This is a genomic window from Parabacteroides merdae ATCC 43184, assembly GCF_025151215.1.
Taxonomy (GTDB): domain Bacteria; phylum Bacteroidota; class Bacteroidia; order Bacteroidales; family Tannerellaceae; genus Parabacteroides; species Parabacteroides merdae.
This window is the reverse complement of the sequence record NZ_CP102286.1, coordinates 2,597,038-2,618,531: the sequence shown is the minus strand read 5'-3', so window position 1 is coordinate 2,618,531 and position 21,494 is coordinate 2,597,038. Positions and strand designations below refer to the sequence as shown.

The following is a 21,494-nucleotide window of genomic DNA, read 5'->3' as shown; positions in this document are numbered from 1 at the left end:
TATGGATTACATTATAACTCATTATCCGGATAATAAACGTTTTGAAACACAGGTGGATGGCGTGGTAGCTTTTGTACAGTATCGTTTATCTGGGGATAAACTGGATATTATCCACACGATTGTTCCGCCCGCTATCGGAGGGAGAGGGATTGCTGCCGCTTTAGTAAAATACGCTTATGATTACGCGATCGAGAATGGTATGAAGCCGTCGGCAACCTGTAGCTATGCGGTCACTTGGTTGCATCGCCATCCCGACTATGCCGGATGAAGGCGTTCAGTCTTTGATCTCTATTCCCAGCATCCGTATCAGCTCCAATGCTTGTAAAGAGGAAACGGAAGATCCTCTCAGCTCGCTGTTGGCAAGATTTGTGATGCGGATACCGGATATTTCCGAGTTCGACAGGTCGATTCCTTTCAAGGATGTATGGTAAAACTCCGCTTCCATCAGGTTACAGGCATCGAATGAGACATTCGTCAATTGGCAGTCTTCTATTCCGGCTCCCTGCAGGTTGGATCGGGTAATTTGTATATATCGCATTTTACTCATTGATAGATTCATGTATTCTCCCCGGCACTCTTCAAAAGTGATATGATTGAATATCCCGTCCGACATATTGGTTCCCATTAATTTACAACCGATAAATTCTACCCGGTGAAATCCACAACCTGTTAGGTTTACATTCGACAGATCGCAATTTTTAAACATGACATCGCTAAATTGGGATTTCTGTATACAGCATGTTCCGAAGCTGCAATTGGAGAAAACACAAGACTGCACTGAAAGGTTACTTTTCTTTATTCCTTCTATACGCAAGCTTTTAAAGGAATACTCGATTAGGTCCTCATCGTTCTTTTCTAACACTGTCTGTATATTTGTACTTTCATGAAGAGCGTTTGCCAAACGGGGGTGTGTAATTCTCATATGCTGTCTGTTTTTATAAAAATGAGAGGATAAAAGTACATATTTTGTTCGTATGAATAAAAAACGAGGATATATCATTTGATATATCCTCGTTTTTGTAGTCGGGATGAGAAGACTCGAACTTCCGACCTCCACGTCCCGAACGTGGCGCGCTAGCCAACTGTGCTACATCCCGTTTTTGATTACGGCTGCAAAGGTACAACTAATTTTTAAACTGCAAATAGTTTTGCTGTTTTTTTTCGAAAAAAAATATACTTTTTTCTGTATCTTCCTTGAAATACATTTTCTTTGAATATTTTCCATTGAAACATTTGGAGTGTAATAAATAATGTTTACCTTTGCACTCGTTAAACAAAACAACGGTGCCATAGCTCAGTTGGTAGAGCAAAGGACTGAAAATCCTTGTGTCCCCGGTTCGATTCCTGGTGGCACCACCAAAAAACTTTTCAATTTTAGAAAACCCTTGAATTAGAGATAGTTCAAGGGTTCTTTTTTTACCCTCACTACGCATTCCGCTACATATTTGTGAAGTTGGATTTCGCCAATTCAGTGGCTTTTTTTAAGGCTTTTGAAAAAGCCATAAATATGTACCATACTTCATTGTTTTTCAATTGTTTGACAATTTCAATCTCCGGTGTGAAAAAGTAATTTTGCACACATGACCGGATGGAGTCAGAAATGTGAAAGAAATTTAAAAATTCGGTATTTCCCATCGGGATAAAAAAAAGGAATCGAACCCGGGATACAAAAGGCAATTCGAACCTGAAAAAAATGGGATTTTTATGGCTTTTCCACAAGTCCCTCAAAAAAGCCACCGAATTTAACATTTCGCTCCATATCCTCATGCCATCCGGTTTTGACGAAACAATTGAATGTAACACCTCAAAAAACAAAAGTGATGAAACAAGGAACAATGAACATTCTGTTTTTCGTGCTTAAAACGAAATTGTTGAAAAACGGTGAGGCACCGGTATTGATGCGGATAACCATCAATGGAGACTATGACGATGTACGTATCCAAAGAAGCGTACCCCTGAACTTATGGAACGCCGCCAAAGGATGCAGTAAAGGCAGGGACAGGGCATCAGTGGCACTGAACGCCTATATTGCCGAACTGCACGCACGCGCCTTGGAAAAACACAAGGAACTGGTATTGGAACAGGCCCTGATTACCCCAAAACTGATTCTTAAACGTGTTTTCGGGAAAGACACCGAAATGCGTACACTGCTCGGCACCATGAGGGAAGGCATCAAAGAAATGGAAACACTGGCGGGTATAGACTACTCTCCCGTCACAATCAACCGGTATAAGAACGTGGTGAAGAAATTACAGCTGCTCATCCCCTCTTATTACGGAAAGGAGGATGTCACTTTCCATGAGCTGACACCGGAGTTCATCCGTGCGTTTGACATCTACCTGAAAACGGAGGCGGGACTGTGCCGGAACACGATAGTCCGTTATATGAAATGCTTCAAGAAATTTACCAATATGGCATTGGCAAAGGAATGGATGCGCAAGAATCCCTTTTACGGTTACAAGATGGAGCAGGACGAGACCGATCCGGTATTCCTGACCTACGACGAGTTGCAAACCGTAATGAAAAAGAAATTCACCATTCCACGGCTTGAACTGGTCAGGGATGTCTTTGTCTTCGCGTGCTTCACCGGTCTGGCGTTCTCCGATGTCGCCACTCTGAGTGGTGAAAACCTGGTACAGGACAATCTCGGGGACTGGTGGATAAGGAAGGGAAGGGTCAAGTTGGAACACCGCAGAAAAGCGTCTTCCATCAGCAACATCCCGCTGCTGCCCGTTCCACTGGCCATATTAGAGAAATACAGGGAACATCCGGTCTGCATAAAGAAAGGATGCTGCCTGCCTGTCATGTGCAACCAGAAAATGAACAGCTACCTCAAGGAAATCGCCGATTTCTGCGGCATAAAGAAAAACCTGACCACGCACGTTGCCAGGCACACTTTCGGAACCACCGTCACGCTCGCCAACAATGTACCCTTGCAGGACGTGTCCGTCATGCTCGGCCATGCCTCCACACGTATGACGCAGCATTATGCTCGGGTCATGAACAGCAGCCTGAAAGAGGCGATGAACAATGTGAAGGAACGTCTGGAATGGTAAATATACAACCGGCCCGTCATTGAAGGTATCTGAAAAAGGATACCTTCTTTTTGTTATACTGTCTGTTATCCATTTTCTCTGGAAAACATCTTTAGTCTTCATAATCATCCTGTACTGGCGAAATAATTCATCATGGACACTACATATCCAAGTAACGGTATCAGTACACCGATTACATATACCATAGCGTACCCCAAAAGGACGAGAGGTAATATTTTACGGTAAAGACCGGCGATAACAAGAAATATAAACAAAAAAAAAGAACCATAAACTCCTATTTGAAAACCGGGTATCAATTCATAAACGGGTACGGGCTCGGGGTTAAGCATGGCTCCGGCCACAATGGAATAAAGACTTGCCAACAATATAAACAATGTATACAGGCAGCTCTTAAAAATCCCGGGATCGTCTCTTTTACAATAGAGAATTGTTTGGATATCACTCCTAAGAAACTCAATACCCAGCAAGAGAGCTACCATGACACCCGTATCAAAAGCAGAGAATGTATTCATTTCAATCACCTTTGACGCGAAGATATGTATTTATTCTGGAATGCCACGCCTTCGCTTGTTTTACGATATGATATTGATATCCGATAGTTTGGAAAATATTTGAAAAACCTTCGTTGTATGCTTTTAAATTTGCTTATTACAACATTGTATCCGACAAATTGAAAATCCTGCCATTCTTTCAATTTCTTACCTGCAAATATAGCCCTTTGCCGGGTTGATTGCGCAAGGCGGCCCCTTTCAGGGGCTGGTTGGCTAAAAGAAAATCATCCTCGCTTCGCTGCGGTATTTTCTTTTGCCAAGCCTTGCGCAATCCCCGGCAAAGGACAGTCCGGCAAGTAAGAAACCGAAAAACCGGCTCCACGGAGCCGATCATGTCAAACAAACTAAAAAAATGAAGGTATGAACAGAGAGACAACAAGCAAAGTCCACAAAGGACAGCAGGGTGCCAATCCGAAAATGAGAATGTTGGTTTATCGGGAAAGGAGCTATCCCGCACGGAAGGTGCAAGGCAGGGACGGAAGCTATACGGTTGCCGCAGACAGCCTGGTGCCGGAACTGCTGGACGGCATCAGAAGCCTTGACCCGGCAGCTTTCAAGCTGGACGAGGAAATCGCCTGCTATTGCTCGGACGAGGAAATCCAAAAACTGGCGGACGAAGAACTGGTAGAAATAATTTATGAATGGCAACGGTTATGACTGAAACAACAACAGCAAAGGTCCGGGAAGAACAAGTAACGGGCCTTACCGCAGAGAATGCGCACCGGGTCACGATGATCCGGGAAAAGGGTACGGACCATCCTCCCGTACCGTTCCATTTCAGAAAGGAGCATCATGGAACGGGCAACTATGTACACCTGTACGGAAATCCGGAAGATCGGAATGAATTGCATTCCAGGGACTTCAAAGACTGGGAAGCCGTAGCGTTCAAACATCCTGGCTATCTGGAGGATATGTGGAAACAGGCTTGCGACGCATACGCCTGGAGTTCCTTCGACCCGGAGATTCGTGGCGAGACGGACATCATGATTTACGGGGAGGAGCTGCACAACGACCTGCAACTCATGCAGGAAGAGAAACGGGATACATACATCGCCGCCTACCGGAAAAAGCTATCCGCCCAGCTCTCGGCCCTCTCACGCTGCGCCAACCCGATGGTGACGGGACGGGGCGGATTCGATTACCACAGGCAGGAGAATACGAACAGAAGCTATCAGAACCGCTACGAGGAGTTCCGCAATTGGCGGCAAAAGGTTCTTGAAGCCGCCAGACGGAAAAATGAAGCCGCACGACCGGAGGAAGAAAAACTGGAAAAGGCATGGCAGACGCTCAAACGCGACATCAAGAGCAGCGCCGACACCATCCACGGGATTGACACCGGACAATGCCGGGGTTATAACCGTGCCCTGTTCGTCAGCAGCATCCTGAACAAGGTATCCACCTTCGCCAATCACGGGGAAGTGGAAATCGTCCGCAGGGCCGTGGACTTCATTTCCGAATATAACGCAAGGGTAAGGAAACCCGTCATCACCCCAAGAAACAAATTCTTCCAATTGCCGGAACTTGCGGAACGGATGCGCGAAAGGCTGAAAGCGGTGCAAAGCCGGGAAAACAAGGAAGTGCCGTTCGAGGGCGGGACACTTGTATGGAACTATGGGGAAGACCGCCTTCAGATCCTGTTTGACAGGATTCCCGAAGACAACAGACGAAAGAAACTGAAATCCTCCGGATTCCGCTGGTCACCCAGAAACAAGGCATGGCAACGGCAGCTCACCTCCAATGCCCTCAGTGCCGCCAAGAGAGTGTTGAACCTTCAAAACATCTGAACCATGAATAACGACAAACTGAAATTCGTAGTTGATTCACGCAGTTTTGACGGCAGCTGCGTGACCACCATGTCTGACGGAATACATGGCGACTACCATCATGAGACATTGGAGGAACTGAGGGACAGGGAAAAGAACCCGTACCTCATAGCCGTGTCCAGAAATACCGTCCGCAAGATGATACGCATCTACTTGCAATCCCTCTGCGCCCCGTTCAGTGAGATTACGGAAGAAAGATATTTCGACTACATGGATGTCTTGCCCCCCATCCGCCATACCCGGAATTTCTTTTTCATGGGAGAGCCTTATCATGCGGACATCTACCGGTTCTGCTTCCGGGCGGGCGGACGCTACTTCACGGGACTCCGCTCCGTTACCACGCCAAGAAAGGAACTGGAACGGCAGATGGACAACCATTACCGGAACATTACCTTCAAAGGAGACATCCTGAAAGAAAAGCCGATGGTCATCTCTGACCACGCACGGCATGCCTCTATAATTATAGTTCCTTATCTGTTTCTTGACATAAATGGCGAGAAGAAGTTCATCTGCAACCTGATGAGAGGAACGGACGAATCGTCAGGCAGGGATGTAAGGCTGGAAACCGCCAAAATCCTGCGAAGCCTGCGCCGTCATCATTTCCTCTACTTCTCCGGCTATGAGGGAAACGACGATATGGACAAGTTCCTAGGCGAAGTGATGAAGAAAAAGCACACCCTGCTGGCAAATGGCAACTTCCTCCAATATCCCGTGAACCGGGAGTCCGTGTCGTTTACCGGAACGGTCAGAGAAACAGGCGAGCCGTTCTTCTTCCGGATTTACGACAGGGAGCTGTTCCTGCACCTGTTGTACGTCCTGAGAGGCATCAAAAGGGAAAAAGCTAAAATATAACGTGACACATAACGACGGTATGGTGACTGTCTTTCCGACCCGTCACCATACAAAAAAAACAATGAGATCATGAGAACTGTGACCGAAGAATCGTTGCGACGCAGGCTGGCCCGTCTGGAGTCGGCTCTGGAAAGCGAAAAGGCACGCCTGAGAAAAGTGTGCGGCGGCATCCCCTGGGGAGCCGGGATGAGGCGTACCAAATGTACCCCCTCATTCCGAAGGGAGGACGAACTGATTGGGAAAATCAAGGCGGTGAGACAGCAACTCTCCCAAATGTCCGCAGGCGGTGACAATCACACGTTTAAAGAAACAGGCAGGTGAATGCCGGCCAATTAACTTGCAAGTCAATAATTTTAAAACCAGTTACGAATATGAACACCCGATTGGCTATAATCCGTTCAGAGGGAAAAGAACATCTCTGTTACCGGGAAGAGGAATGTTTTGTCGATGTATCCTATCCGATGGTGACATTTACCAAAGGGGAGGATGATTTTGAAATTGTCAAATGCGACCATCCGTCCATGGAAGAGACTTTCCTGTATCAGGAAAGCCGTCTCTCAATCGTGATTGAAATGTACCATAACGGCTGGCCGGCATTGTCTCTGAAAGATCCCGTGACCCATGAGATATACACGGTCCTGACGGTCAACTTAGAAGATAAGGCGGCATTCTCACTGCCTGACAGGGTATTCGTGGACATCAACAACAATCCTGATGCCATGGAGTTCCTTCTGTCCAACAAATTAGCTGAGGATACAGGTTATAGACGTCAGAGCGGCTGGGTAAGCTACCCGATGGTCACACTTAACCTTCCGACGTTTTACAGGCTTGACCCACATGTCTTTAGCGCAATATTGAATATCCGGTAATCCTTCCGGGCAATGAATCTGGCATCAACAATCAATCAAATGAAAAGAATCATGAAATATCAAGCGGAAAATACCGTCTCCAGTTTCTTCTACTACATGTGGAACGCCTGGAGCGAGGAGGAACGCAAAGCCGTGTATGGCGGCATGTACCCGCATTTCTGGGAAAAATGGTGCGTGGCGACAGACAAGGGCACATTCGGCGCGGCGGAACGGTTCTACCTGGAACTCTCGGAAGACAACCGCAGGATTCTGGTGGAACGGGCCGTCTCGATATATGACGGACGACACTTCAGAAAAAGGAACAGTAACCCCAAAAATCAAACAGTATGCGAGGAAACATTATCAGTCTGATCGGCAGCTCATGCGGTTGCAGTCAAACGGAAGCACGGGAGTACCTGGACTCCGAAATCCGGTATCTGCGCGAATTGCAGGAGGCAGATGATTTGAGGGAAGATGACATGGAAACGGCCTGTCTCAACCTCGGTCTTGACCTTGACTACCGGGAATATTTTATCAACCGCCTCGCAGGGGCATAAAAAACTCATGGCTATGACTTATTTTCAGAACATACACTCTCTGGCGGACTTGAAGAAAGAATACCGCCGGCTGGCATTGGAGCACCACCCGGACAAGGGTGGCGACACTGCGATCATGCAACAGGTGAACACCGAGTTTGGAAGGCTTTTTGAGGCTTGGAAAGACAAACCGGATATTCCCGCGACTTCAACCGGATATGAATATGACTATTCGGGAGCCACGGCAAAGGAATACACCGAGTATGTGTATAACGAATACCGCTGGAAAGGCCGCAATTACAAGGGGCAGCATGCGCCGGAAATCGTGGCACTGGTACGGGCATGGCTCAAGGAGACCTATCCGGGATACAAGTTCTCTGTCAGACGGGAGAATTGCCACTCCATCCATATCCGGTTGATGAAAGCGGATTTCGAGGCGTTCACCAAAGAGTCCGGAAAAGTTCAAGGCGATGTCAACCACTATCATATCGCTTCATACAAATCCTTGACGGACAGGGCAAAAGATGTAATGATGAATATCTGCGATTTCATCATGTCGTACAATTTCGACGACAGCGACCCCATGACGGACTATTTTCACACCAACTTTTACCTGACACTTGGAATCGGAAGTTACAAACAGCCGTACAAGGTGGAACCGCCCAGACTCGACAGCAAAGACAAACCGGAGGTATTCAAGCATCCGGAAGGTCCGGCACACAAGGCAATGCGCCGGGCATTGGGCAAAGCGCGTTTCGGCTTCATCGAAAGCCGGAAGTATGCCGGGGAAATAATTCTGGGGGAAGACTGTTTCGGCTCACGGGGCGAACTCTATTTTTGGCCGAAGGAATATTCAAGCGCAAAAATGGCCCAAAAACGCATCGACAAACTGGAGGGAGCCGGAATAAGGTGCGAACTCACCGGTTATAACGGAGGATACATCCGCCTGCTCGGGTACACCCCGGAGATGAGAGATTCCCTGGAGCGGGAACGTCAGGAGTATGCCGCCGCGTATCAGGCATGGTACTCAAAACAGAATTTGAAAACAATCTGATTCAGAAATTATGGATACAAACAATTTGGACAAGTGGTGGTACGGACTTCCGGAAAACACCAGACAGGCTATAGGAAACGATGAGATATGGGAAAAACTGGATATGCCATCCCGTTCGGCGCTACACCGGTATTCCCTGCTTAGAATTTACGGAACGGCAAAAGACAGGGATGAGGAACGCACGCTACTCAATGAAATCGCGTGTGGACTGGGCGACCTTGCCCTTGTCCGTAAAAACGGCATCGCGTTGGAGGAAATGTGCAACGGGAACGGGCTGAGTACCTAATCCTTCCACGTCTGGCCGCGTTAAGCGAATTAGGCTGGGCTGATCCTGAACAACACGATTTCGACGCTTTTATGGATCGTTTGTATCGTTTGATAACTGTATATGACAAATCTCATTATACTTATTCGGAACATGTTTTTCAAATAACCGAGAACTTCCGGACAGACACGTTGCAAGACGCGCTTGAGATTTCCCTTTCCACTATCGGTAACCGCCCGATCTACTATACGACAGACGGAAGTCAACCGGATACAGCTTCCCTGATCTATACGGAACCATTGATAATACGGGAAGACACCAAACTGAAAGCCGTTATTGTTACGACTGAGGATACCAGTAGTGTATTTGAGGAACATATCCATGTAAACAAAGCAACTTTCAAACCTTCCTGGCTGGCCAATGCACCACATGAGAACTATACTTTCAACGGGGTAAGCACGCTGACTGACGGATTACAGGGTAATCAGAACTATAACACCGGCCGCTGGCTCGGCTTCCTGAAAGATATGGATCTGACCATCGACCTACAAAAGTCGACACCTGTCTCTTCGGTATCGCTGACTGTCAACGTCTCAAAAGGAGCAGCCGTAATGGATGCCACCGGGCTGGAAGTATGGTGTTCTGAAGATGGAAAAGAGTACCGAAAACTTGCTTCGGCCTCTTATCCGGTTTTAGACAAGGAAGATAAAGACGGTATTTACCCGCATACGCTTTCTTTCTCTGTGGTGGAAACCCGTTATGTACGGATTATTGCTAGAGTTACACCGAAATTACCGGCCTGGCATATGTGGCCCGGCAATCCCGCATTTTTATTTGTGGATGAAGTTTGTGTAAAATAAGAATTATTCACTTGTCTTTTGCAAAGATACATTTTTTCGAGGATGAAAACCAGTATATAATACACTTTTTTGATGACAACTTGGGGTAATATCACATTTTTTAGAGGATATGATCTTCCAGTTGTAAAAACAAGAATCTTTGCGAATTCATTAAAAAACATGGTGCCAATTGTGACAAATTCACAAACAGGCAGTCTTATCAAGAATAGAACGAGAAATTGAAGAGAATTATCCAAACGAAATAGTTCCAAATGAAAAGAGTCGAATAACTAGTAATTTCTGTGATAGTCTGACGGCAGTTCTCAAGACGTTGAACATACTATTTTTGTATCGTTTCGGACAATCTTTCATGTTTCAACTTGCTGCTTGTATGAACAGTGCTCCCTATGACAAATGCCAGTCGGGGTATTGGCAATCGGGCTGTATAGCGGATAAATACGTATCAACCATGCAACTGGCAGATAAAGTTAAACCACTGTAAGTGTGTCATATTGCGTTAACCAAAAAGGTTTATGAGTTGCAAGTAGTGAATGAACACACAGATATAGAAACATCATTCTTTGGCTTGTCGAATGCCCCCTATATAACAATACTTTATGCAGGCTACCTCTAATCTATTAAAAATTGTCCGAATTATGATTTTGTCATTTAATTTGCTATATTTGCAAAACAATTACAAATTTAAGGGATGAAATGATACTTGAAATTCGTTTGAGCAACTTCTTCTCAATTAAAGATGAGGTGGTACTGGATATGCAGGCAGCAAGCATACAGACAAAAAAGGCAAAGGAGCTTGAAGAAAATACATTTGTATGCGGTGATGAGCGGTTGCTTAAAACTGTTGCCATTTATGGTGCAAATGCGTCAGGAAAGAGCAGCCTTATCAAGGCTATTCGCGCTTGTGTGGGAATGATATTCTCATCTCATAATTACAATGAGAATACGATATTTGCCTTTACTCCGTTCAAATTCGGAGGCATTGGCAAGCCAAGTACATTCTTCATTCGCTTCCTCCTTGAAGGTATCGAATATGAATATTCTTTTGAACTCAATAAAGTTGAGATACTGAAAGAGGCACTTTACTATTATCCGAATGGCCGTCGTTCACTGGTATTTTCCCGTGATGAAACAAAGGGACCCGACAAAAAGAATATCTATGAATTCCGCTCGGTGATTCGCCGCCCTATGGATGTTGCTGCCAATACATCCAAAAAAACGCTTTTCGTGTCACGCGCCAGTCAGATGGATCGAGATACAGCAAAAGATGTTTTTCGATATTTCAATGAGCGTTTTATTTTGAATTATTTCGGATATAATTCGTTCTCTGTCGAGCGCTTGTTGAATGAGAACAAAGAACAGTTCCTTAATGTGCTGCGAATTGCTGATAGCGACATTGTCAAAATCGACAGCAGGCACGAGAATAAAGTATTTTCGACTGCAGTGATTGACCCTGCAGACAATCAAATATTGTCGGTAGAAGATATTCAGAAACCACAGCTGGTCATTACGACCTATCACAGAAATAACCCGGATGTTCCTTTCAACTTTTTTGCAGAAGAGTCTGATGGAACACAGCGTTTATTCAATATGATGCTGACAATCCTGGATATCGTCAAGAATAATAAAATCTTGTTGATAGATGAAATCGAAACGCAGCTGCATATAAAACTGGTAGAATATATTATCGGTTTGTTCAATAAAAGCGAATCGGCGCAGTTGATATATACTACACACAATACATACCTGCTTAATACCAACAAGTTACGTAAGGATCAGATATATTTTGTTAACAAACGGGATGACGGGTCCTCGGATTTGTATTCGCTGTTTGATTACAAAGATTTCCGTGACGGGCTGGATGCAGAAAAGGCATATCTGCAAGGTCGTTTTGATGCCATCCCGTATATTGACGAACAGACGGATAATTTTATAAAATAGAAACTGATATGGGACGACAAATAAGAAAATCCAAAGGCAAAACAATGAAGCCAAACTTCTTTGTTTTCTGTGAAGGGGAGTCTGAGGTTGCTTATATCAGCCACCTCCGTTCACAATACCGTGCGCCTATTCAAATTATCCCAAGAAAGAGCGATTCGAACATATCCGTTCGGTATATAGAGAATTGTAAACGGGAATATGTTGTAACCAAAAATGATAAAACATTCCTAATGTTTGACCTAGATGTGGACGGAATGCTGGAACACCTGCTAAGTATTCCAGATGCGATATTGATGGTGTCGAATCCATGTATTGAGTTGTGGTATTTGCTGCACTTTGAGAAGTGTCATGCCGAACTAACGCAAAACGTCTGCATCAAGAAACTGAAAAGACATCTTGAACACTACACAAAGGGAACTTTGGCATTAAATGAGAAACAGCAACTGTCTGAAAAAACATCAGAAGCAACGGCAAGAGCCAAGATGCTGGATACATATAATAATCCATCAACTACCATCTATAAAATGATAGAACTGCTGGAAAGTTTGTAATTTGAAGATTATGGAGAATAGGTAAATAACATTAGCTGATATCTTTCTTGACATCTTGTCAGAATCACAAGATAAAGGTGCAAAACTAATGGCAGAGCGAATAAAAGCAGCTATTAAATCGCCAGAGATATTGGAGCTGGTAAATATATGTGTTATAAATGCATTGGGATATAAATCAAAAATTAGCAGCAAAACCGTAGATAATGCAATTGATAGTATTGTCAGTTTTGTACACTCTGAAATTGATAGTAGTAATTTATCGGATAATGATAAAGAGAAAGAAAAGAATTCATACAAACACTTTGCAAAAAGTCTCGGTAAAATATTAAAAGAGAATTTACAGGTGGCGCAACAGCTAATATAAAAGAAGTAATTATGGACATCTATAATTGGGAATAATATTATTCAAGCAGTGGAATATTGGCAAGTAATCGGAGGACAGATTCGTATTCGTTGAGGCAAATCCATGCGCAAGACATCATATATCAGAATTATAGCACTATTAATAGGCAATACATGTAATGCATTGGAATGAGATTATCAGAACCCTCATGGCCAGTCCGAAGTCATACCACAGTTCCTTATGAAGGTCTACCTTGAAAGAAGCCTTCTTTTCCGCCCTAAAAGGTGATTTGTACCACACGCTGTTTCCACGCTGTATTACCGGTTCATATCCGAATCCGGCTAAAAAATCAACAAGTCTGATGTCCTTTGCTTCCTGTATGTTCATAACATCTCATTTTCATGGATTTGGGCAAAGAACCGCTTTATCTCTAAAACATGAAAAGCAATGGCATCAGATGTCATCAGAAATCATCAGATGACACAGGGCTTCTTCTATAGATATGATTTATATGAAAAACGGATACCGGTAGTATTATACGGTGTTTTTGTGAATTAACCGTAGAATATTGCCTGTTATTCGGAAAATAATCGTATTTTTGTAGTGTGAAAAGAACTTCTAAGGTGGATTATATGAATGATATAATTAATAAAGTTGCGTCTCTCGGAGGGACTATATCCACAACGGATATATCTCACCTGTCGGAATATAAACAGGTGTTGCGAGCTAAAGAACGTGGCGATTTGATAAGATTGCGTCATGGGGTATATGCTGCTCCTGAGGCATTGCTAAACACGATGATAGACGTGGAGAGGATAATACCGAATGGTGTTTATGCCTGTACAATGCCTGGACATATCATCAACTGTCTACGACAGTCCCGCCTGCTTTTTGCATAGCCATTGCCAATAAAAGGAAAGTAGTGCTTCCACACGCCCTGCCTATAGAACTTTATTATTGGAAAAAAGAGAACTTGGAGTTTGGGATTATGGATGCGGATATATCGGGATATAAAGTTCATATTACTGATATGGAACGAAGTGTTTGTGATGCGGTGAAGTATCGGAACAAGATTGGTCTGGACGTTTGCGCGGAAGTAATACGTACTTATCTGAAAAAGCCGAACCGTAATCTCGCCCGTTTGCAGGATTACGCCAAGCGCCTAAGAGTGTTTAACACGTTGAAAAATTATCTCGAAATCGCAATAGAATAAGATAATGGGAAAGAAAAACTATGACAAGTCTGTAAAGACACGCTTGCTCAACCTCATGAATGAGACAGGCTATAAATACATGGTATCTTCTGGCAAGATACTTCAACGAGAGACTGCTTTGCAGGGCTTCTGTAAGCCAGTACAAGGACAAATTCTTGTTGAAAGGCGGTTCTTTGCTTTATGCCATGAATGGACTTGAGGCTCGTCCTACGGTTGATGTGGGTTTATGGCGGACAGGATCAGTTGTGGCTGGGATTTCCTGGCTCGTGTATTCCAAGAAATCCTGGGTATCGTATGCCATGAAGATGGGGTGTCATTTGACGCAGGAAGTATCAAAATAGAACCGATTACAGTCGAAAAGAAATATCCTGGTACAAGATTCTATTTTACTGCCCATCTTGCTGATCGAACACGGAGGCTATAGCAATATGTATATGGATTCAATAAAATACAACGAAATCACCCAGGTTAACCGTGCTTCCCGTAAAGCATACGAGCAGATTCAGTCCGAAGGAATTAAAGATGTATATTATTTGTCCCGCGAAGATCTGAACATACCATCCGGTGGTTGGGTTGACTATGTGCACCCGTCCGACTTCGGAATGCAGCAACAGGCGGCAGCTGTAGAAAGAAAGGTCCGGGAAATCCTGCATATTCCTTTAGGCAGCCTGACAACAACCATTCCCGTCACCCAACGCCGGGAACCGAACATGTATGAATGGCAGGCTCGTCACCGCGCTTTTCTGGAGCAGGTACGCAACCATCCGCCTAAAGCTGTAATCTTAGGCAATTCGATCACCCACTATTGGGGTGGCGAACCAGAACACCGCAACAAGAACGGACGAGAGGCCTGGGAAAAGGTCATGAGACCTGCCGGTTTCCAGAACCTAGGCTGCGGATGGGATCGCATCGAAAATGTGCTTTGGCGTGTATACCACGGAGAACTGGACGGCTACAAAGCAGGAAAAGTCGTCTTGATGATCGGCACGAACAACTGTGGCCTGAACAGCGACAGGGATATCGTCGAAGGTCTCCGCTTCCTCCTTTCCGCCATCCGTCAGCGACAACCGGAAGCCTCCGTCAAAGTGATCGGCATCCTTCCCCGCCGTAATCAGGAACAATGGGTAAGGAACATTAACTTCGATATTAAGGAGATGGTGGAAACGGAAGGTTACGAATTTGCCAATCCGGGAACTGCCCTATTGCTGCAAGACGGCAAAATAGACGAAAGCCTGTTTATCGGTGACGGCCTCCATCCGAATAACAGAGGATATGAATTGATTGCCGGAGAGATCGCATCCTCCAACAAAAGTTTTTGAAAAATAATCCTGCATTCCTTTACCTGTATAGCGGAATATTTCGCATTCACGTTATTACAGATGAAGGGAATGATATAATTCGGGATATTCAGTCAATGAGCTAAAATAAAATGGTTTGTTTACTGAATGTCCCCTTTTAATACAGAGCCTTTGGGGCTTTTTCCTGCAACTTTTCGAATTTTTTCCGGTAGGAAAGTGGGCTTATACCTGTTTTACTCTTGAAAAAGCACGAGAAGTAGTTGGCCGACCCGAAATTTAACTTCATTGCAATGTCTTGGACCGACATTTCCGTATTGTCCAGTAATTTTTTGATATTACTAATTTTTTGTTGTAAAATGTATTGATGGATGGTGATTCCGGTGTATCGCTTGAATGATTTCCTGAGATTGGAATAGCTCATGTTGATGGATTCGGCAATGTCTTCCGGTGTTAATTTGTCGTAAATGTTTTCTAGAATCAGTACGCATGCCTCCTGTATCTTCTGCAGAGAAGCTGGTTCACAATCATAGTTTTTGTTGATCGAATAGATATCGCCGATCATATGCATCATAATTCCCGCCATGACAGCTTGAAATCCGGGTGACTGTGCCTTGGCATAGTCAAGCATTTCAAGAAAATGCTTGACTATTTGTTCGTTTATGCCGATGTGGATAATGGGATCATTAGGTTGGAAAATCTTATTGAGTAATTTATTAAAATATTCTCCTTGGAAAGTTACAAAATATTCATTCCATCCGATGTCTTTTGCCGGTCGGTATGTATGCCATTCTCTGGGAAACAAAAGGAAAACATCTCCTTTAGTTATTTTTTTTTCGGAACAGTTGCCGGACTGAAATGTTCCTCTCCCTTTTGTAATATAGATTAAGGAGAATTCGTCTAAGATTCGTCCTCGTTCGGGATTGAAGGTGTATCCGAATGGATGGCCTTTTGGAGGATAGCTGTCTAGAAACTTGGTGGATTGGAATCCTATACTGCTCACCGACATTTTCCATATGTCTTTATCTTTATTGTTTGCTAAGTATTTGACAATGTTGTGTTTATTGTAGTCTACATTCATTTTTTTTGTTTTTAGTATTTTTTATCTATTTGCATAAATCTCAGAATAACTTTTTTATTTAATATCCACCTGTCCTCAGTTTTAGTTTGTTCCCTTTATTGATGAGGAATCGGGAGCGGTCTGTTAGAGTAGATAAGAGCGTCATTACAGTGGATTTGAGCATTGGAATCGGGATTCAGCCATTTGAATGTAACGATATGTTTTCCTTCTGGCAACTGATATTTCCAGAACAGGTCTACACGATGATTTTTCCCGGTTGGTAGAACAGCCCTTTCAATGATTTTTCCGTCAACATACATTTCTACTTGAGCAACATAGTTTTTAGCTCCCCGGATGTAGCCCGTGAAAACGATACCTGTCCCTTCGAAAGTAAATGAGCCGAGGTGTCTTAGTTCCTTCCGGATTTCCTGACGGCCAATTGGGAACATGCCTTCGAATGCTTGTTCAAAACGGACTGGAACAGGTGTCTGGCAGACAATAGTAATATTGTCTCCACTGATGCTGCCACCGTTGCGTTTGATCATCTGCAATGCATGTTTGAAAGAGGTTTGGTAGGTCTGGTTTAAAGACATATCTGTATAGGCAAAATTGAGGTTCTCTACTTCACGCAAGTTTTTCATCCAGTATTCGGGAATCTGGCTATATCCTTGTATAGTGGCCAGAATGCCTGCTGCAGATGCTGGATTGCAGTCGGAGTCTTGTCCGCAGCGTGTTGAGATATCCATAGTTTTATAAAAATCACCCTCTCCGTACAGCAATCCCATAACTACGTATGCGCAATTGATGACGGCATCAATATTGTATGGAAGTAAAGTCCCTTCAGGACAGCCGATATCCTGATTCCATTTTTTTTCACATTCAGCCCATGTTTGTTTCCAGTCGTTTGGATATTGTCGATGCCATTGGATTACATCGTTCATACACTGGTGGAAGCGGCTGTTTTCTGGAATGGTTTTCAAGGCTTCTTGGACTACTATGTTAATGTCATCGGAAATGAAAGCAAGCGAATACATGGCACCTATATAGACCCCACCATACCATCCATCGCCATAATTCATGATATGACCGATCTTATCTGATATTTCGGAAGCTGTATTTGGCATACCTGGTGTCATTAAGCCAGCAAAATCGGCTTCGATTTGGTAATCGATATCATCGGCATGTGGGTTATTCAGCCAATGTCCGGAAGCAGGAGGCATAATGCCGTTTAAAATGTTGTAGCGTGCTGCCTGATTGGCGTGCCAAAGTCCATAGTCTGCGTGAGCAAATGCGTGTGCGAAAGAGTCGACTGGAGCGTCTATTCCCAAACGGTCGAAGACCTCTACGAATGTCAAATCCATATAGATGTCATCAAACAATCCGGGAGCATGCTTGAAATAGTTCTTGATACACCCATCTGCATAGCTAATCGGGACGTAGTCTTGAATCATGGCGCTTCGATAACGGAATTCAGTCGGACCTCCGTATGCTACGCCGATCGTTTGTCCAGCCCAGCCACCTTTGATTTTGTCTAATAGCCTTTCTTGGCTAATCGTATAGGTTTGAGGAAGACTATCTGTTTTTTCCAATGTCTGTTGTGAGCAAGAAAGCATTCCTGTTGCAAACCCAATTGCTAAAAAGAGTAGGATTTTGTTCATCATAAGATATGTTTTTAGTGTTATTGTATTAAAATATAAAATTTAGTTAACGATGAAACAAAGATAATAAAAAGGATTCTTCTCTTTTGTTTAAAAATAGACGTGAAAAGATAAACTCAATAATAACATTTAAGAGGTGAATGATATATATATAGTTGAAAAATAATTTGTTATAAAATATTATTTCCTTATCTCACTAAGATAAGAAAATGGATGTGGTGTCAAAAAAGAAAGGATTTATGTCAAAAAAAATAACAAATGACAAAAAAGATTTTTTCTAAGGAAAGTCATAGAAGTTTGATTTATTCGAATGGTCAAAAAACTGTATAAAAATACCATTCTTTATGGTTTTGTTTTTTTTTTAAAATGAATATTTGCAAATAATGTTTAACTTTAATGATAGTAATTATGAAGAGTCGGATTCTATTGTTTTTGGGTCTTCTATCCTGTATAGGATTGCAGATGTTTGCCCAAGTCTCTGTTTCAGGGAAAGTAGTTGATGCAGGTGGAATAGAAATGCCTGGTGTTAATATTGCAATTAAAGGAACGATGGTCGGTACGATGACAGGTGCTGATGGTACGTTTACTTTATCAAGTATTCCAGGTGGAAAAGATGCCGTATTGGTTTTTTCGTTTATCGGTTTTAGGTCCCAAGAGGTGAAAGTGGGAAATCAGACGTTTATTAATGTCAAATTAGAAGAAGATACCGAGCAACTGGAAGAAGTTGTTGTTATCGGTTATGGAACGGCTCGGAAAAAAGATCTTTCCGGCGCAATTTCAAATGTGCAGATGACAGATGAACTTGCTGCTCTGCCAAATCCGAACGTAATGGGGTCCTTATCTAGTAAAGTGGCAGGTTTCCGTTACTCTCCTACCAATAGTGCGGGGGGAGATAACTTCAGTAGTCTGAATATCCGTGGTAAGAATGCAATTCCTGCTGATGTTTCAGCTGGCCAGCAAAGTGTCAATCAGCCGTTGTTGATAGTCGATGGCGTGATTAGTTTTGGTTCAATCAATGAAATCAATACGAATGACATTCAGAGTGTAGACGTGCTGAAAGATGCTTCTGCTGCGGCAATTTACGGTTCACGTGCTGCTAATGGTGTGATCATTATTACGACTAAAAGAGGATTGAGCGAAAGGCCGGTAATCAATGTGAACTCGAGTTGGAACTTTTCCGGTTGGTCTCGTATGCCGAAAATGGTGACGGATGAAGAAAAATTCTTCCGCAACCGTTTCTATGCAAAACAGGCAGGCGGTAGTATTCCTTCTGATGCTGTCTGGTCATCTGATTTTGATAGAGCTCAGTTGATGAATACGGTTGAGTATGATGCTTATAATGAGGGTGTTTATACAGACTGGCTGGATGAAATCTCACGTACCGGTTTTGGCCAAAAGTATGACGTGAGTGTTTCCGGTCGTTCAAAAATTGTGAACTATTATATTTCAGGTGATTATACGCGCCAAAAGGGTATTCGTAAAGGGGATGATTATGAAAAATATAACATCATGACCAAGTTGGATATTCAGGCAAAGGAATGGTTGAAAATTGGTTTGAAGGGGAATTATTTAGGTGCTAAAGAATGGGGAGTTCCTGCTCGTATTCAGAACGCCACTTGGATGACACCCTATTCTTATACGCATGCGCGTCAGCCGGGGTACGAGAATTGGCCGAATTCCAGACCTGACGGCAATTCTGCCAGTCCGTTTTGGGGATCTGGTGCTGGTGACTCTCATTTGTGGACAGATGATCAGAAGCGTAATTATAACATCAATGGTGTTGCGTATGCACAGGTAGATTTTCCATTTCTACAAGGGTTGTCTTATCGTATTTCATTGAATGCCCGCCGTAATTCAGCTATGCGTGATGTTTTTAATGATCCTCGTATTTGGGTGAATACGGACAATACTGCTGATATGGACAATCCGGATAAATTTGGGGTGAATGTTGAAGGTTATTCCTATACACAACTTTCTTCTACCTGGAACGTAGATAACATCTTTACATATACGCGTGATTTTAAAAACCATCATGTGGATGCCATGATTGGTTATACACGTGAAGCATCCAACAGCGAATTGCTCCGTACCGATTTTAAGGGATTTTCTGTTCCAACTACGTTAGGGGTTTATAAACAGGACTTGGCTAATACACGTACAATTCGCCGTGAACGTACAAGTAGTTCTGCCATAGGTATATTGACTCGTGTTAATTACAATTATAAAAGTACTTACTATGCGAATTTCACGTTTCGCCGTGATGGTTATTCAGCCTTCTCTGCTGGTAACAAGTGGGGTAACTTCTATGGTGCCTCTGCAGCTTGGGTGTTGAGTAACGAAAATTTTGTCAAAGACAACGCGGATTGGTTGGATTATCTGAAGCTCCGTTTCTCTTGGGGACAGAACGGTAGTCGCTCCGTTTCTCCGTATGCGACGATTGGTTCGGTTGGAACCACTTATACTTGGTTTGGAGATTCTGCTTCCGGTAGTGCTTTCGGACTGGTTCCTTCTTCCTTGCCGAACCGTTCTTTAACATGGGCGACTGTTGAAAAGTTTAATGTAGGTATTGATTACAATGTATTGGCCGGTCGTTTGGGAGGTGCCGTTGATGTATATGCGGGTAAAACGACCGATATGTTGATGGATCGTTCTGTTCCGTATCCTACCGGTTTCCAGACTGCTAAAGCAAATGCTGGTAAAGTGACGAATAAAGGTATTGAAATCACATTGAATTCTGTGAATATTGATGGTGATGGTAAGGAAAAGTTCCGGTGGGAAACTAATGTGGTATTTGATTTGAACCGTAACGAAATCAAGAGCTTGTATGGTAAGAACTACAAAGGTGAAGAAGCGGATGATGTGGCCAATGCGGTTGCCTACGGTTTTGATAGTTACTATGCTTTAATTATCGGCAAACCGATCGGTGCAGCATATGATTTGAAGAAAGTTGGGGTTTTCCAGAGTCAGGAAGAAGTTGATAATTATGTGGACAAGGATGGTAATAAGATCATGCCGAATGCGGTTCCTGGTGATTTGAAGTTCGAAGATTTTAATGAGGATGGCAAGATTGATGCCAATGATCGTCAGTATTTGGGATCAATGGACCCGTTGTTCACAATTAATTTAGGGAACACATTGAGTTATAAAAACTTCTCTTTGTATTTCAACTTTCGTTGGATGCAGGGCAATGATACTCATTTCTTAGGCTATAATCCGCACGCTTACAGTATAGGTGGTAGTGGTGCCCAGCTGGATGCAGTTGATCCTTGGACCCCGACAAATCATACCAACGATTATCCTCGTTATGGATACAATAACTCTTTGAACTATCAGTACTGGAGTCCGCGTTCCTTCTTAAAATTGAAAGACTTGGTATTCTCTTATAATTTTGATCAAAAATTGATTAAACCTTATGGAATCGAAGGCCTTCGTTTGTATGTCTCCGGTACAGATTTGTTTACAATCACAGGCTGGACAGGTTTGGATCCTGAAGATGGGGGTACGATTGCGGGTGGCCCTACATCCAGCAGTATGGGTAGTAAAGGAACCTATCGTACATTCACAGCCGGCATTAACTTGACATTCTAATAG

At 43.4% G+C, this 21,494-nt stretch carries 23 protein-coding genes, 2 tRNA genes and 3 pseudogenes; 21 read left to right on the top strand and 7 right to left on the bottom strand.

Features of this window, described 5'->3' with window-relative positions:
* Position 1: 1 nt before the first annotated feature.
* Positions 2 to 268 carry a GNAT family N-acetyltransferase gene (locus tag NQ542_RS10935; RefSeq protein WP_005634924.1) on the top strand — a complete coding sequence of 89 codons (267 nt, stop codon included), beginning with the start codon at positions 2 to 4 and terminating at the stop codon, positions 266 to 268.
* Between the two features lie 6 nt (positions 269 to 274).
* On the opposite strand, the gene NQ542_RS10930 is transcribed toward NQ542_RS10935, so the two are convergent.
* On the bottom strand, positions 275 to 922 hold the full coding sequence (locus NQ542_RS10930) for a pentapeptide repeat-containing protein (protein ID WP_005634925.1): 648 nt from the start codon (positions 920 to 922) through the stop codon (positions 275 to 277).
* Positions 923 to 1,023: 101 nt separating this feature from the next.
* Positions 1,024 to 1,097 (bottom strand) — tRNA-Pro (locus NQ542_RS10920).
* Positions 1,098 to 1,283: 186 nt separating this feature from the next.
* Here NQ542_RS10920 and NQ542_RS10915 point away from each other — a divergent pair.
* Both NQ542_RS10915 and NQ542_RS10910 read left to right on the top strand, forming a co-directional pair.
* A tRNA-Phe gene (locus NQ542_RS10915) sits at positions 1,284 to 1,359 on the top strand.
* Between the two features lie 461 nt (positions 1,360 to 1,820).
* Positions 1,821 to 3,056, top strand: a complete 1,236-nt coding sequence (locus NQ542_RS10910) for a site-specific integrase (RefSeq protein WP_005634930.1) — start codon at positions 1,821 to 1,823, stop codon at positions 3,054 to 3,056.
* A 104-nt stretch (positions 3,057 to 3,160) separates the two neighbouring features.
* On the opposite strand, the gene NQ542_RS10905 is transcribed toward NQ542_RS10910, so the two are convergent.
* A complete protein-coding gene (locus NQ542_RS10905; protein WP_005634933.1) occupies positions 3,161 to 3,568 on the bottom strand; it encodes a hypothetical protein in 408 nt (135 codons plus the stop codon).
* A gap of 178 nt (positions 3,569 to 3,746) precedes the next feature.
* Entirely contained in the window at positions 3,747 to 3,941 is a 195-nt protein-coding gene (locus tag NQ542_RS10900) for a hypothetical protein (protein ID WP_005634939.1), read from the bottom strand.
* 26 nt (positions 3,942 to 3,967) lie between these two features.
* On the opposite strand from NQ542_RS10900, the gene NQ542_RS10895 reads away from it, so the two are divergent.
* From NQ542_RS10895 to NQ542_RS10835, 13 genes and pseudogenes are all read left to right on the top strand, one after another.
* Positions 3,968 to 4,264: a hypothetical protein gene (locus NQ542_RS10895; protein ID WP_005634950.1), complete on the top strand. Its 297-nt coding sequence runs from the start codon at positions 3,968 to 3,970 to the stop codon at positions 4,262 to 4,264.
* Complete coding sequence (locus NQ542_RS10890; RefSeq protein WP_055285001.1) at positions 4,249 to 5,391, top strand: hypothetical protein; 1,143 nt, start codon at positions 4,249 to 4,251, stop codon at positions 5,389 to 5,391. The genes NQ542_RS10895 and NQ542_RS10890 overlap by 16 nt, the downstream gene beginning before the upstream one ends.
* A 3-nt stretch (positions 5,392 to 5,394) precedes the next feature.
* Positions 5,395 to 6,282: a hypothetical protein gene (locus tag NQ542_RS10885; protein WP_055285000.1), complete on the top strand. Its 888-nt coding sequence runs from the start codon at positions 5,395 to 5,397 to the stop codon at positions 6,280 to 6,282.
* Positions 6,283 to 6,351: 69 nt separating this feature from the next.
* Positions 6,352 to 6,603 (top strand): hypothetical protein, encoded by a 252-nt coding sequence (locus NQ542_RS10880; protein ID WP_005634966.1) that lies wholly within the window; start codon positions 6,352 to 6,354, stop codon positions 6,601 to 6,603.
* Positions 6,604 to 6,653: 50 nt separating this feature from the next.
* Positions 6,654 to 7,151, top strand: a complete 498-nt coding sequence (locus NQ542_RS10875; RefSeq protein WP_039849737.1) for a DUF4313 domain-containing protein — start codon at positions 6,654 to 6,656, stop codon at positions 7,149 to 7,151.
* Between the two features lie 51 nt (positions 7,152 to 7,202).
* Complete coding sequence (locus tag NQ542_RS10870) at positions 7,203 to 7,502, top strand: hypothetical protein (protein WP_034527709.1); 300 nt, start codon at positions 7,203 to 7,205, stop codon at positions 7,500 to 7,502.
* Positions 7,478 to 7,687: a hypothetical protein gene (locus NQ542_RS10865; RefSeq protein ID WP_005789937.1), complete on the top strand. Its 210-nt coding sequence runs from the start codon at positions 7,478 to 7,480 to the stop codon at positions 7,685 to 7,687. Before NQ542_RS10870 ends, NQ542_RS10865 begins: the two co-directional genes overlap by 25 nt.
* Positions 7,688 to 7,700: 13 nt before the next feature.
* Positions 7,701 to 8,720 carry an LPD29 domain-containing protein gene (locus NQ542_RS10860; RefSeq protein ID WP_046452761.1) on the top strand — a complete coding sequence of 340 codons (1,020 nt, stop codon included), beginning with the start codon at positions 7,701 to 7,703 and terminating at the stop codon, positions 8,718 to 8,720.
* 10 nt (positions 8,721 to 8,730) lie between these two features.
* Positions 8,731 to 8,994, top strand: a pseudogene (locus tag NQ542_RS10855) (hypothetical protein); the annotation flags it as partial.
* An 83-nt stretch (positions 8,995 to 9,077) separates the two neighbouring features.
* The gene (locus NQ542_RS10850; RefSeq protein WP_005640362.1) at positions 9,078 to 9,845 is read left to right on the top strand and encodes an FN3 associated domain-containing protein; all 768 of its coding nucleotides are present in this window, start codon (positions 9,078 to 9,080) and stop codon (positions 9,843 to 9,845) included.
* 693 nt (positions 9,846 to 10,538) lie between these two features.
* Positions 10,539 to 11,783 carry an AAA family ATPase gene (locus NQ542_RS10845; protein WP_005640368.1) on the top strand — a complete coding sequence of 415 codons (1,245 nt, stop codon included), beginning with the start codon at positions 10,539 to 10,541 and terminating at the stop codon, positions 11,781 to 11,783.
* A gap of 8 nt (positions 11,784 to 11,791) precedes the next feature.
* Complete coding sequence (locus NQ542_RS10840; protein WP_005640372.1) at positions 11,792 to 12,334, top strand: RloB family protein; 543 nt, start codon at positions 11,792 to 11,794, stop codon at positions 12,332 to 12,334.
* Between the two features lie 88 nt (positions 12,335 to 12,422).
* Complete coding sequence (locus tag NQ542_RS10835) at positions 12,423 to 12,698, top strand: hypothetical protein (RefSeq protein WP_005640374.1); 276 nt, start codon at positions 12,423 to 12,425, stop codon at positions 12,696 to 12,698.
* Between the two features lie 192 nt (positions 12,699 to 12,890).
* Here NQ542_RS10835 and NQ542_RS10830 read toward each other — a convergent pair.
* Positions 12,891 to 13,064 (bottom strand): annotated as a pseudogene (locus tag NQ542_RS10830) (DNA primase); the annotation flags it as partial.
* Positions 13,065 to 13,309: 245 nt separating this feature from the next.
* On the opposite strand from NQ542_RS10830, the gene NQ542_RS10825 reads away from it, so the two are divergent.
* The 4 genes and pseudogenes from NQ542_RS10825 to NQ542_RS10810 form a co-directional block, all read left to right on the top strand.
* On the top strand, positions 13,310 to 13,576 hold the full coding sequence (locus NQ542_RS10825; protein WP_005640380.1) for a type IV toxin-antitoxin system AbiEi family antitoxin domain-containing protein: 267 nt from the start codon (positions 13,310 to 13,312) through the stop codon (positions 13,574 to 13,576).
* Positions 13,577 to 13,707: 131 nt separating this feature from the next.
* Positions 13,708 to 13,890 (top strand): hypothetical protein, encoded by a 183-nt coding sequence (locus NQ542_RS10820; RefSeq protein ID WP_005651511.1) that lies wholly within the window; start codon positions 13,708 to 13,710, stop codon positions 13,888 to 13,890.
* Positions 13,891 to 13,949: 59 nt separating this feature from the next.
* Positions 13,950 to 14,231: a nucleotidyl transferase AbiEii/AbiGii toxin family protein gene (locus tag NQ542_RS17960; RefSeq protein ID WP_227945679.1), complete on the top strand. Its 282-nt coding sequence runs from the start codon at positions 13,950 to 13,952 to the stop codon at positions 14,229 to 14,231.
* Positions 14,232 to 14,282: 51 nt separating this feature from the next.
* Positions 14,283 to 15,209: pseudogene (locus NQ542_RS10810) on the top strand (GDSL-type esterase/lipase family protein); the annotation flags it as partial.
* A gap of 136 nt (positions 15,210 to 15,345) precedes the next feature.
* Here the strand turns inward: NQ542_RS10810 and NQ542_RS10805 are convergent.
* Complete coding sequence (locus NQ542_RS10805) at positions 15,346 to 16,266, bottom strand: AraC family transcriptional regulator (RefSeq protein WP_005640389.1); 921 nt, start codon at positions 16,264 to 16,266, stop codon at positions 15,346 to 15,348.
* A gap of 95 nt (positions 16,267 to 16,361) precedes the next feature.
* Positions 16,362 to 17,903 carry an ADP-ribosylglycohydrolase family protein gene (locus NQ542_RS10800; protein ID WP_005651503.1) on the bottom strand — a complete coding sequence of 514 codons (1,542 nt, stop codon included), beginning with the start codon at positions 17,901 to 17,903 and terminating at the stop codon, positions 16,362 to 16,364.
* 408 nt (positions 17,904 to 18,311) lie between these two features.
* On the opposite strand from NQ542_RS10800, the gene NQ542_RS10795 reads away from it, so the two are divergent.
* Positions 18,312 to 21,491 (top strand): SusC/RagA family TonB-linked outer membrane protein, encoded by a 3,180-nt coding sequence (locus NQ542_RS10795; RefSeq protein WP_036724828.1) that lies wholly within the window; start codon positions 18,312 to 18,314, stop codon positions 21,489 to 21,491.
* Positions 21,492 to 21,494 lie beyond the last annotated feature (3 nt).